Raw genomic sequence first — 11,549 nt, forward strand, 5'->3', positions numbered from 1 at the left:
ATCCTGGAAGCCCCGGCGCACGATCTCAGGGATCAGGGCGCCAGCGGTGGTGCCCTCCATGAGCTGGCTCAGCTCGGAGGCGCCACTATGGGTAAGGGTCATGGTCTGTGTTCGGTTTGGTGGTAGTGCTCCGAACAGGGTCACAGACCGGCCCACCCATTGCCACAGCTGAAAAGTGAGGGAGGCGAGCCGTCAGCCCCGGCTACGCCGGGGCTGATCCCCCCGAGTTACACCACTTGATGGGACGCCGCTGGGCTGGCATTCAATTTGTTCAGGCGCTGGACCGGAGCCACGCCAAAGACATCATGCGAGCCACCCACCGAGAAGGCGCGCTGTTCGTAATGTCTGAAGAACTAGTTGAAAGACAGGATCTCCATGACCTATTGCGCAGCTGGCTAAACAGGCAGGGGTGAGCACCAAAAACACCAGAAGTACCAGCACTACCCGCAGGCTGTTTGCTGCGTAGGGGTTTCTGCGCTGAGAAATGACGCTGAGCCTTCATCCCGTGCTGCGTAGATCGGTATGCGGCTTGCGCCATTCAACCCACTCGCTCCCGCTCGGGGATTCCAGCTCTGCGCTGAACAGGCCGCACATCCGGCCTTGCTCAACCCACTCGCACCTGCTCAGGGATTCCGCTGCACCCCAATAAGGCCCAGGTCCAAAACTCTTGCGTTGCCCACCAGTGGCTTGCTCCGGGCTTCCTCAGTCTGAGGCATTCCTACGTCATGCCTCCGCTTCGGAAAGTCCCGTCGCTGCGCCGCATCTGGCGTCGATTTCATGGCCACCTATCCCGCCCAGTCCAAGTTCTGCCGGCCAGAAGAAGATCCCTTCCTGCTGCTTGATCGCGCCTCGCGCTCCATCGAGCAGTTGCTGCGGCGTGATCTGCCGCTACGCCGCACCTGGAGCGAGCAGCCCTATGGAGAAGAGGAAATCACCCTCCTAGAAGAGGAGGTGCTGCCTGCCATCGCTCAGTGCCTGGCACGAATCGATGCCATCGATTCAGCCCTTAGCGCCGCTGGAGAAGAGCTCTATCGCCAAGAGGTATTGGCAGCTGCTCAGAAGCGCCGGGTTCTGCTCCCTGGGGAGGTGGCGCTTATCTGAGCCGGCAATCCAAGGGCCAGTATCTGCTGGCCCATTTTTTTGGACTGGCTGACGCCGATCAATTGAAACAACCGAAATTCGGTTGTTTGAACCAGAGCCCTGCCGCCGCCAGTTTTGGGAAGGGCCTCTCCCCCCCAGCTGGGCGCTCACGGGTGGCTGACAACGGGTGCCTGAAACCAGATGCTTTTTCTTGCCAACTAGCAGGACCGCATCCCTTGAGGTGTTCTCACCGCGCCCCAACTGCGTACAGGCAGGACTCGGCCCCGCTTTCTTTGGTTGATCCCGGCCGTAGCAACCGGCAGGCGGAATGAACCAGCACCGTGGGGTTGGTCACTGCTGGTAATTGGTCGAGCACCCCTTGCAGGTTGCCCTCACTTGCTCGCAGACGGAAAGGGCTACGCAAGTGGCTACGCCACCCTTGCCTGCAGCTGCGCCGTGGGGCGTCACCTGGGGGTTCCTCGCCAAAATTTCCATGGCAGCTCCACAAGGCCCCGTCTGCAATATCCGCCTGCTGATCGTCCATCGCTATGCGCCCGGTATTAAAAAGAGCGGCGCTGTGCCCTGCACCGTTGAGCACTTCGGGAGGCGCGGTAAGCCCGTCAAGAAGATGCGGCTAATCCCTGCCGAAAAAGCATTTGCCTTTGCCCGCAAATTCCAGGGCCTCCCCGGCGTCACCGTTTCAGTCTGCTGAGCCCCCAGCGGGGGGCCATCGGCCCCCTTTTATTGGGGTGCTGGCTTGGTGGCAGGACTAGCGGGCAGGGGAGCAAAAGAGAGCAGAAAACAGTCCAGAGCAGCGGCCTTTCTTGCTCCACCCGCTTCCGCCTGGTCGGGGTTCAGCGGCGTTTGCAGCCGCTGAATAAACCGTGCAAGCCGTGCAAGCCGTGCATAAACCGTGCAAACCGTGCACATAAACCGTGCAAGCCGTGCAAACCGGGCACTTACCGGTGGGGCAATAGCGAGTCAGGGGATTCCACCGCTCCCGCCTGCTCGGGTTCCATTGCCCCTTCTGCACGCTTGTCAGCTGGAAGTAGAGCAGCGGGCTGCCTGCTCCAGCCGCTCGCTCCCGCTCGGGCATTCCGCAAAGGCCCGTGCCCGCTGCCGCACCGCTAGGTGCGCTGAGCAGAACCGCCCATTCAGCACCTCAGCTGGCTGGAGGGGGCCCATCGGCTCTGCAAAACTGCTCCCCAGTTTTCCCCGCTTCTCGGGGTGTCAGGTGCGCGTTCTTTGCATCACAGCGATGTTCCCGCTCTCCACCACCATGCAGTCCCTCATTGATGCTTGGGAAGAAGCACAGGTTGGGGGACCTTTTGCAAGCAATTCTCAATTGCAACAGATTTGGGTGAGGTTGCGTTGAGGCCCGTCGGGCGATAATTCGAGCATGGATGAGCAAGATGGCCAACTTATGCCACGACCGATTGAGTGGGCGATCGCCAGTCGGATTCCGCACCGGCGCCGCCTGCAGTTTTTAGGAAAAATTGGCCTTGGGGTTGCCGTGTTGGGCGCCGCCAAGCGGTTGATTCACGATTTGGGCTGGGATGTGCTGGGCCTATCCCCCTTGTTTTTGGCCCTGTTGCTGTCCACGGTGTTCCTGCTGCTGTTTGTGCTGAGCGGGGTGCTGGAGGATTACAAGGAAAGTGAAAAAATTCCCGGCAAGATCGCCAGCTGTCTCGACTCCCTGCGCCTGGAACTGGCTTTGATCCACCATCAGCTCCCTGGCGAGAGTGTGGAGCGCTCCCAGGCAGCCTTGGCCCGGCTCGGCCAGGCTGTGCTCGATTGGTTGCTCGATCGGATTTCTGGCGACCAGCTGCGGCAGGAGTACGAAGACTGCCAAAAGCAGGTGTATTCCTCCAGCTTGGTCCTGCCGGCACCCTCCATGCTTCAAGGCCGGCTGTTGCAGCACCTGGAGGTGCTGTTGTCGTTGATCAACCGGGTGGAGGTGATTCAGAACACTTCGTTTGTGATTTCGGTTTACTGGATGGCCTACCTGTCTACTGCCCTGGTCTGCCTTGGCCTGATTTTCACCCAAGTCACGTCGGCGATTGAGTCGGTGTTCTTCATGGCCGTGATCAGTTTTGTCTTGCTGTTTTTGTTGCATCTGATTGGTGATTTGGACCAACCGTTTGGCTTCAGCAACGAAGATTCCACCGAGGATGTGAGCCTGGATGCCTTGATGTTGTCCATCAAGCGGTTGCGCGGGACCAACTCTGCAGGGGGTGGGGGCTGATGAGCTGGAGGGTCGCGGTTGTGGCGGCGGGGGGCCTGGCTCTGGTCTATCCCCTGGCATCGATGGCCCAATGGAACGCAGATGCCGCCCAAACCGGCGCCAATATTTACTGTGAGGCCATCTTTGTGGGCCGCGGCACCGCTGAAGCCCAATTGGCAGCTACCCAGGCGATGCAGCAATTGATCGCCCTTGGCAATCGCACCCTGGTTTACGAGAATCAGATCATCCCCCCAAGCGTGCTTGAACGCTGGTCCAACCTGGTTGATTCGCTGTGCCCCAGTTCTGGGGGCGAGTCCAGCGATCATTTGAGTGAGTTCTAAGCGCAAGCCCATGGCCCGCGTTGCCCTGCTGGGCTTGGTTCTCCTTGCCGCCTGGGGCGCTGGCGGGGTCGCCGGCATCGATGCCCTGGCCATGCCGGACTCGCCTTGGGTGATGGTGCAGCAATTGGATGCCAGCGGCATCACCATCTGGGCGAAGCGCCTGAGCCTTAAGGATCGGGGCTTGCCCGTGGTGCTGCGCGAGGAGAGGCAGCGCTTTTCCAGCCATGCCAGGCTCCGTTACCTGATCACGGTGGATTGCGGTGGCCGGCTCCAGGCCGTGCGGCAGTTTTGGAGCTCGGGGGAACCTGGTTGGAAAGTTCTGGAACCCCTGGAATGGACACCCCCAGGCGATCCCGTCGCCCTCAAAATCCAGCAATTGGCTTGCCCAACACTGCCGAGATGAGGCTGGCCACCGCTAACTTCCAGCCACCCATCCAGGTAGTTTACTGCAAATCGCCGCAAACGGTATCCGTTGATACTGCAAGCCCAGGGGTGTGCTGAGTTAAATCATAAAAATATTTTTTTTAAATGAAGAGCATTTCTAGTGCATTGAAGACCGGAGCTGCTGCTGCTCTTCTCTCCGCTGCCGGGATCGCCCCTGCCCTAGCCGGTGGTTACACCACCTCGGTGACCGACACGGTCAAGCTTGACGTGCAAGGGGCTGGGTACTCCCAGACCCGGACGGGGAGTTCCTATTCTGCTAGTGGAACTAACGTTGCAGCCACAGTTGGTGGATTGGGTACGGCCGCTGCGGCTACAATGGTAACAGGAGCACAAACAGTGAGGTCAAGCTCAGCACCCGCGATCACTAATGCTGGGACAGCCTTCTCATTTGCAGAATCGGCCTACGTGGGTGATACGAACACTGCTGGCACTTATACAACCACAGCAAACAACGGGAATAAAACTACAGCCTCTGCAGCCACCGGCGCAACACCAGAAGTTGTAGCGGTTAACTCCAACGTTGCGGGAACTATCGCTCCTAATTCAAGTTTCGGTCAGGTAACAGTCTCAACGGGTGGTGTTGCCGGCAGTTTGGCTGGAACCCTCCCAACATCAGGGGTTGGTACTGGTATGGGAGCAGTCACAGCCGGTGGAGCCGGCACATCTGCTACCCTTCAGCGTAGCATCGAGCTAACCGTTTTCCAGTGATCCTCTGATGTCTATGCTTGCGCTTAAGCGCATATTAGCATCATTCGCACTGTGCGTGGCCAGCCCCCTTGCTGGCTACGCAGTGCCTGTAGTGCCTAACTTTACAAGCGGTACGATCACTTCGGAAACAAATACAAAAACAACCGTCGTTGAGATGATTCGTTCCCAGGAATACAGCAATGGCTACACCTATTCCGTTTCCGGGATGAACGTTCAGGCTAATGATACGGGTATCCCAGTGCCAACGGTTCCTATTGCAGTCCCCGGCAATGGCACAGCCTCAGTATCAACGCCAACATGCATGCAGAATGCTGGTAATCTTTGTTACGGCACCAGTTACTCGGTGATGAATCAGGGCCAGCCCTTCCAGCTCACGGAAACCTACATGGGGCCAGGGATCTTCCGTGAAACCCAAATTGATCGAACCACGACCCAAGAATCCGCTATTAAGTCGATGTCGGTCTTTGTTCAGTAAGATTCTTTTGGAGGCACGATAGCATTGTTCGCACCGATAATGACATCTCCGTATCGTATCAGGCCCCCAAGTCGAATATTGGCAGCTCAGACGCTTGTTGATACTTTTTGCGATTTAGTTTCATGCCTTTTTGATTCTCGACCCGTTCTTGTTGTTGGATTCGCTATTGCCCATCAGCTATATCCCCTTGCTGTAAGCGCCCAAACAGCGCCAACTAATACCAACATTGCGGGCCCGTCTGCATCTGCTACGGGCGCCGTGACCAACCAGGCTGTTCAAGTTTTGCAGGGTCCTTATGCCGTCAACACCTACGGTGGTGGCACAAGTTGTCAGGCGGCGACCTTCAACATTCAAACTTTTGCCTATGGCACCCAAAACTACAGCGAAGATCCAACTAACTTCAGCACCCAAGTCATAAATCCAGGCATGACAATGGGTTTTTCAGTGCCTATTGACTTCAAGCTTCAAAAACTTTGTAAAGAACGCGCCGCCGTTGAAATTCAACGGGCCCAGGCAGAAGCCGACAAGGCTCGTCTCGATTATGAATTGGTAAGAATGTTGCGCTGCGGTGAAGCAAAAAAGGCTGGTATTTACTTCCGCCCCGATAGCCCGTATGCCGGAGTTTGCGCCGATGTTGTTGTTGGTCCCCCTGGTGATCGCAAGAGGATGTAGCTAATTGTTTTGCCTCAATCCAGCATCACATCAAAGAAGTTGTTTTTCACAAATTTACCCAGATTTACAATCTTGTCCTTGATTGTCACGTTCTTTCTCGCCTCGATGCTATGGGCAAAATCTAGTTGAAGTTCTTCATCGGTGAGTGATTTGCTTGTGAGCTTCTTAAAGCGAATCGCCGCTATACGAAGCAAGGGTTTTATCCCTTCGATTCCGGCTTCAATCGCTGCCTTGCCAAGCACTGCCACCATGGTTGCCGTTACCGCTGTGGTGGAAGCCAAGGCCATGGATTCCTTGCTGGGCAATGGAATGCTTCCAAGTAATGGCAAGGTCACCTGAGCGCCTACCTCTGCCGTCGGTAGCTGGCCATTGGGATTGGGTTTGGGCAAGGTAGCCGTTGAACCATTTTTGTTTAATGCCGCCGTGTTTTCCCCGGTCTCCCGAGGAGCTGCTTGATTCTGAACCAGTTGCTGGGGTAAGGGGAGGTTGTTGGATAGGGCTTTGGCTTTGCTGGCATCGCCCGAATCTTCTAATTTTTTCTCTCCACCATTACTATTGACGGCTGCATCAAATTCTTCCTGGGTAGGAGCATCCACCACCGGATAGTCGATCTCTACCCCGGGCACATCAATGGTTGTTTTGATCAGCGATAATCCTGTTGCTGCACTCGTATCTCTTCCGGATTGCTTTGCCGATACCGTGATCGGGAGTGTTCTGGTGACAGGTGCGCCATCAATGCGCTTGATCCCAGGGCTCTGGACTGCCTGTATTCGGCCGATGCTGGTTGCTGAAGAGGTGCCAACATTAATTTTCGGAATTTCGGCCACAATCTCTCCTCTGGGATGCTGAAGGTAAGCTCGACTAGGGGCTGATCAATACTGATTGACTTCATCTTAATACGGCTGTGCTGACACCGCTCCAAAACGCAGGTCCTTGCCGCCGGATCGCCGATGAGCAGCCCTGTGCCAGACTTTTGGAAAGTCGAGGCCATGGCCTGACACGATGTTTAAGTTGTTGGTCGATATCCTGGCCATTGATGCCTTGGTCAGGGTTTGGGTTCTTCCCTTGCCCATTCTTTGGTGGCAAATCCTTGCGATGGCAGTTCTTGATTTCATGCTTGGTGCCTATTACCGTCGTGCCATCAAGCATACAGGCAAAAAGAGTTCCATTAGCCGTAAACTTGCACTGGTAAAGGTTGTCAACCGCTTGGCGCTGATATCAATTAGCTTAGCTACGATGGTGTCATGAGTTGCTCCGGAGTGCGCCAAAGGATTTTTGCCGTTTTGATTTTCCCCCTTTCCCTCGCCCTACCCGCGGGAGTTTTGTGGCAGTGTCTTGAGCCAGGGGGCGTGGCCCGTGCTGAGCAGCCGATTAAACCTTTGGCACGACGGGGTGGGTGCCCCAGTGATTACAACAGCTGGGATGAGTATTGTGTTCCTAGTGTTTATGCCCGAGGCGCTATCGAAAGGGTTGGGGCCTATTGCCCCTATGGCTTTGAGACCCAGGGAAATTTTTGTTTGAGCTACCCTAAAGCCCGTGAAGCGATCCCAAAGATTGGCTATTCGTGCCCCCCAGATTGGGATTCCTCGGGAAGCTATTGCCTACGCCGAAATTGAGTGGCTCCTATCAAACCTAGTGATTGGAGTTCGATACCCTGATCGTTTGGTCATCTTGCTGATCGCTGTAGCTTTAGCAGATTTTTTCTAGCTTGATCTGTGTTGACTCGAGGATAGTTAAATCAACATCTTCTGCCGATGCCATATCGCTAAAGCCAAATGGATTGTCTAAGTCGCTGATTAGATGGAGAATAAAGATCAGTAGCCATGCCAGGCTAAATAGGAAGAAGCTATTGTTGTAAAAGGATGTGGTATCTGTTTTGATGAGTGCTAATCCTGCGCATAGAATGCTTGCTGCTGAATAGGCAAGCAGGTATACCATCGCTGCGAAGTCGGTCTCGCGGATCACCTCGATCCGGTTCAAGCAGCGCATGATTGCAGCCATTTCAATCATCAATTGACCCTTAAGGGAAGAGTGAGCTAGCCAGGTACTCGCCTTAACCATATGCGCATAGGTGAGCTCATAGCTAGACATCACTTGATCCGTAATTATTTCTCCTTTGATCCAGCGCAGAGTGCTGGATCCGAGATCGCGAATGGCTTCAAGATCGTCTTGCACTTGCGCCCCTGGGGTATGGATGGATACGGCCTTGACTTCCATAGCGAGTAAAAACAGGGCTGAGGCTAGTTCGCCAGGTAATTTTTCACTTTCTTTATAATCACTCAATACCCCGTTAAGTAGAAAGCCTAGAAGGAAGACGCTGGCTGCTACGAGGGCCGAGAAGAGGGGGCTCATCTCCAGCACATCAAGACCTAGCTTGTTGCCGAGACTCTTAAGCAGTACGAAGCCTCCGGCAGCTAACGATACCCTGCCTACGATGATCAACCGTCGTGTCGTTTTAATCCGATCGGTGCGGGAGGAGCTCATTTTTTAAAATTTTGAAAACGTACATTGAAGGCCAATTCTTTGGCTTGTATCCCTCGATGGATCGGGCCGCAGAATTTCGCTCCTCTTGTACCAGGTCGTAGCGGCTTAGCTAGGGGGTGAGAGGGCGGCCACTTTGCGCTGAAAGCCTGCAATTTCAAGTTCCAGCACACCTTCGCTAATTAGAAGCGCGTTGGCAATGGCCCGCAGTTGTCGCTGTTCCGATTCTTCGATCACCCCATCTGAGCAGGCGACGCGAAACGCTGATTCCAGAATGATTTCCCGTCCCATGTCATCGAGATAGAGGCGCTCTGTTTCCAGTTGCCCGACCAACTGATCAAAGACTGTGCTATTTGCTGCTTGGGACTGTTCTCCCTGCCCACGGCCGAGGGACTCCAGTCTTGTGATCAAGCTGTGGTCAGCCGGCTGCCCCATAATCTCGGCGTAGGCATCGGTGATCGATTGAATCTCAGCATCTTCGATTTCCCCATCGGCTATGCAAATGGAGATCATACAATCGACGCTTAATTCTTTTACCTTATTAGCATAGAGATCTCCATTGTGCGCACCCCATTGGAGATCTGAGAGATCTCTCTTTTTGCGATTGCTCTGTGATTCCCTGGGATCCCGTTTGCATCCAGTCCTGCCGCCAGAGAGGTTGTCGTAGATGTGGAAGGTATAGCGATCCACGAGCTCGCGGCAGAATTCCACCCCGCGCACTGAATTGCCATAGGAATCGAGTCTGGGGGAAAAGGTGGCGAAGCCCATTAAATTGGGCACCACAACCATCACGGCTCCAGCCACTCCCGACTTGGCAGGTAGTCCCACTTCCAGGGTAAAGACCCCTGCGCTGTCATACATGCCAGCTGCCTGCATGATTGCCAGGGTTTTTTTGACAATTTCGGTGGAGAGAATTTGCTCTCCGGTTATCGGACAAACGCCGCCATTGGCAAGTGTTGCTGCGGCAACAGAGAGCATTTTCGCTGTCATCTCGATGCTGCAGCACGACAGATAAACATCCATCATCTTGTAGAGATCGACCCCCCGGGGTAAGCCTTTCTGTGCTTTGAGCTGATAGGCGATGGCGTAATTGTTGTCGGCCGTATCCCGCTCCGACAGCATTGTTTCTTCGCTGAAGCGGACCGGTGCAATGGCACCGCACAATCCTGACCAGAGCTCCATGATGAGCCCTGTGATGGTTTGGGCGTCATCTTCCGGCATGGAGGATGCCACCAAGCCTGCAGTCATGATGGCGCCGGCATTCACGCAGGGGTTGAAGGGTCGCTTGTCTGGCAGGAGATCCAGGGCATTAAATGGCCGACCGGATGGCTCGACACCTACAAACTCGTGCGTGAAGGCAACCCCTTCTTTTGCCAGGGCATAGGCATAGGTGAGGGGCTTTGATACCGACTGAATGGAGTGGTAGATATCCACATCTCCCAGGGCCATGCGCTGGCCATCCACGGTGCACATGGCTAGGCCCCATTTTTCTGAATCGGCCATCTTGAGGATGGGGATGTAGTCCGCATTCTCTCCGCCTTTATTATTTTCGACTTGATCAAAGATTGATTTGATATCGGCGCAGAAATCTTGCCAGTCGGGGATGATTAATTGTTTGTTGAGCGCTCGATTGACCATTAAGAGCTCTTCGCTCACAATGTCGACGAAAGCTTCAAAGCTGATGGCTGCATCGCCGAGTTGATTTAGCTTCCCAAAGGTTTTGCTCAGTCGAAAATCACCGCTATCAATGCCACTTTCGGCGATTTTTTCGGCAATCTGGCTGGCGGTAGTGGTGCTATTATCACTGGCCACGGCTTCGAAGAGCTTCCTGAGCCGATCCATTCCGTAAGTATCTTTCGATCACTCCACCTCATCGGGCACCCCAGCCTTTGTGTCGAGGGCTACCGTTTGCTGGGTTGGTTCCCTGGATTGGCTCGCAGCTTCGTGGTGTGCAACATCGACCTGGGCGGACCCGATGATCATGCTCCCGTTTGTTGAGCCTCGGCAAGACTTGTTGCATTGAGGTTTTCTTCCGTGTTCAAAAACTCCCGCAGCGCCCACCGGGCCATCGTTCCGATTGCCTTGGTGCCGCTGTTGCTCACGGCCGTCACCGGCATCCTCTACAGCCTGTTGGAGGCTCGGGACATCGAGGCAGATTTGCTCATGGCCCTGCGCATTGGAAAGTTTGGGCCCCCGGATCTCGAGCCCTTCTATTCGGTGATCCTGGGGGTGTGCGTGCTGGTGTTATCCGGCTCCGGGCTCAGCCTTTGGATCAAAACCCGCCGTAGGGCTATCTATGTGCCGGCGGCCACCACGCTGGGCATCAGATCGAGGCCATGGAGGCCTTCGTAGAGGAGATAGGCGCCCAGCACTAGGGCCAATACCCCCACAAGCTATTCCGCCTTGTGTTGAAGCCAGCCCTCCAGCTTGGTGACCGATTCCCGAATGCCGCCGCCGCTCACCAGCCAGGCCAGGGGACAATTTTCCGGTCAATGGCAGGAGCCACAGCCCGAGCCCGCCTATCCAGCAGCCTGGTGGCTAATTCAGCTGGAAGAAGAGCCCCAAGAGCTTGAGCCTCCCCTGCGCTGGTCCGTCTAGCCGGCCAGCCGGCGGCCTTGGAGGCCGCCGGTTATCAATTGGCGCAAAAAGAGCCAGGGCTTGCAGCACCAGCTCTCCCCTACTCGTCGCACCGGCAGCTGCGCTCAGCAAGGGGACTGCCAGGCAGCTCAGCTACCGCCAGCCGCCCATCGATCAGCACCATCGGCTCCGTTCACTGCAGGAGCGTTGTGATGCTCCAACCAGGCGTTTTGCAAGTCAGCTCTGGTGAGCCGGTAGCCCAGCTGGCGGGCGGTGCGTAGGAGCTCCTGGCGGCTATGGCACTGGCGCAGGACCTGCTGTAGTGCCGGGCTGCTTTCTGCATCAGCCACCAACCGCTCCAGATCAGACCAGCTCATCTACTCAAAACAGTGATGAGCTCAAGCTCGCGTGAACTGGTGCGGTTGCGTCCCTTGGAGTGGTGTAAATCCCGAGGCCTGTGATCTGATCGGAGATCAGTGATCAGGCAGCTGCAGCAATTGCAGCTGTTGGTTGATCTTGGAGCTGATCGCTGGTCTTGTCCAGCTTG

15 protein-coding genes are annotated in these 11,549 nt (G+C 55.5%); 10 read left to right on the plus strand and 5 right to left on the minus strand.

Annotated elements, in window-relative coordinates; translation table 11 throughout:
- Nucleotides 1-777 precede the first annotated feature (777 nt).
- A complete protein-coding gene (locus KBY85_RS14345; protein ID WP_254962144.1) occupies nt 778-1,101 on the plus strand; it encodes a hypothetical protein in 324 nt (107 codons plus the stop codon).
- A 472-nt stretch (nt 1,102-1,573) separates the two neighbouring features.
- The gene (locus KBY85_RS14350) at nt 1,574-1,792 is read left to right on the plus strand and encodes a hypothetical protein (RefSeq protein ID WP_254931390.1); all 219 of its coding nucleotides are present in this window, start codon (nt 1,574-1,576) and stop codon (nt 1,790-1,792) included.
- A 326-nt stretch (nt 1,793-2,118) separates the two neighbouring features.
- On the opposite strand, the gene KBY85_RS14355 is transcribed toward KBY85_RS14350, so the two are convergent.
- Nucleotides 2,119-2,265: a hypothetical protein gene (locus KBY85_RS14355; RefSeq protein WP_254962145.1), complete on the minus strand. Its 147-nt coding sequence runs from the start codon at nt 2,263-2,265 to the stop codon at nt 2,119-2,121.
- Nucleotides 2,266-2,503: 238 nt separating this feature from the next.
- Between KBY85_RS14355 and KBY85_RS14360 the strand changes: the two genes are divergently transcribed.
- The 5 genes from KBY85_RS14360 to KBY85_RS14380 all read left to right on the plus strand — a co-directional run bounded on the left by KBY85_RS14360 (nt 2,504) and on the right by KBY85_RS14380 (nt 5,944).
- The gene (locus KBY85_RS14360; RefSeq protein ID WP_254962146.1) at nt 2,504-3,325 is read left to right on the plus strand and encodes a hypothetical protein; all 822 of its coding nucleotides are present in this window, start codon (nt 2,504-2,506) and stop codon (nt 3,323-3,325) included.
- Nucleotides 3,325-3,645, plus strand: a complete 321-nt coding sequence (locus KBY85_RS14365) for a hypothetical protein (RefSeq protein WP_254962147.1) — start codon at nt 3,325-3,327, stop codon at nt 3,643-3,645. Before KBY85_RS14360 ends, KBY85_RS14365 begins: the two co-directional genes overlap by 1 nt.
- Before the next feature lie 10 nt (nt 3,646-3,655).
- Nucleotides 3,656-4,048, plus strand: a complete 393-nt coding sequence (locus KBY85_RS14370; protein ID WP_254962148.1) for a hypothetical protein — start codon at nt 3,656-3,658, stop codon at nt 4,046-4,048.
- A 756-nt stretch (nt 4,049-4,804) separates the two neighbouring features.
- On the plus strand, nt 4,805-5,272 hold the full coding sequence (locus KBY85_RS14375) for a hypothetical protein (RefSeq protein ID WP_254962149.1): 468 nt from the start codon (nt 4,805-4,807) through the stop codon (nt 5,270-5,272).
- Between the two features lie 258 nt (nt 5,273-5,530).
- Nucleotides 5,531-5,944, plus strand: coding sequence for a hypothetical protein (locus KBY85_RS14380; RefSeq protein ID WP_254962150.1), 414 nt, complete (start codon nt 5,531-5,533; stop codon nt 5,942-5,944).
- 14 nt (nt 5,945-5,958) lie between these two features.
- Here KBY85_RS14380 and KBY85_RS14385 read toward each other — a convergent pair whose 3' ends face one another.
- Complete coding sequence (locus KBY85_RS14385) at nt 5,959-6,771, minus strand: hypothetical protein (RefSeq protein ID WP_254962151.1); 813 nt, start codon at nt 6,769-6,771, stop codon at nt 5,959-5,961.
- A gap of 175 nt (nt 6,772-6,946) precedes the next feature.
- Between KBY85_RS14385 and KBY85_RS14390 the strand changes: the two genes are divergently transcribed.
- Nucleotides 6,947-7,192, plus strand: a complete 246-nt coding sequence (locus KBY85_RS14390; RefSeq protein WP_254962152.1) for a hypothetical protein — start codon at nt 6,947-6,949, stop codon at nt 7,190-7,192.
- Between the two features lie 441 nt (nt 7,193-7,633).
- On the opposite strand, the gene KBY85_RS14395 is transcribed toward KBY85_RS14390, so the two are convergent.
- Nucleotides 7,634-8,428 (minus strand): hypothetical protein, encoded by a 795-nt coding sequence (locus KBY85_RS14395; protein WP_254962153.1) that lies wholly within the window; start codon nt 8,426-8,428, stop codon nt 7,634-7,636.
- A 105-nt stretch (nt 8,429-8,533) separates the two neighbouring features.
- On the minus strand, nt 8,534-10,237 hold the full coding sequence (gene glsA / locus KBY85_RS14400; RefSeq protein WP_254962155.1) for a glutaminase A: 1,704 nt from the start codon (nt 10,235-10,237) through the stop codon (nt 8,534-8,536).
- A gap of 222 nt (nt 10,238-10,459) precedes the next feature.
- On the opposite strand from glsA, the gene KBY85_RS14405 reads away from it, so the two are divergent.
- Nucleotides 10,460-10,777 (plus strand): hypothetical protein, encoded by a 318-nt coding sequence (locus KBY85_RS14405; RefSeq protein ID WP_254962157.1) that lies wholly within the window; start codon nt 10,460-10,462, stop codon nt 10,775-10,777.
- Between the two features lie 78 nt (nt 10,778-10,855).
- Nucleotides 10,856-11,023, plus strand: a complete 168-nt coding sequence (locus KBY85_RS14410) for a hypothetical protein (RefSeq protein WP_254962159.1) — start codon at nt 10,856-10,858, stop codon at nt 11,021-11,023.
- A gap of 128 nt (nt 11,024-11,151) precedes the next feature.
- Here the strand turns inward: KBY85_RS14410 and KBY85_RS14415 are convergent, their stop codons facing one another.
- On the minus strand, nt 11,152-11,379 hold the full coding sequence (locus tag KBY85_RS14415; protein ID WP_254962160.1) for a Nif11-like leader peptide family natural product precursor: 228 nt from the start codon (nt 11,377-11,379) through the stop codon (nt 11,152-11,154).
- Between the last annotated feature and the right edge of the window lie 170 nt (nt 11,380-11,549).

It is taken from the genome of Cyanobium sp. BA5m-10 (genome assembly GCF_024346255.1).
GTDB classification, from domain to species: Bacteria; Cyanobacteriota; Cyanobacteriia; order PCC-6307; family Cyanobiaceae; genus Cyanobium_A; species Cyanobium_A usitatum.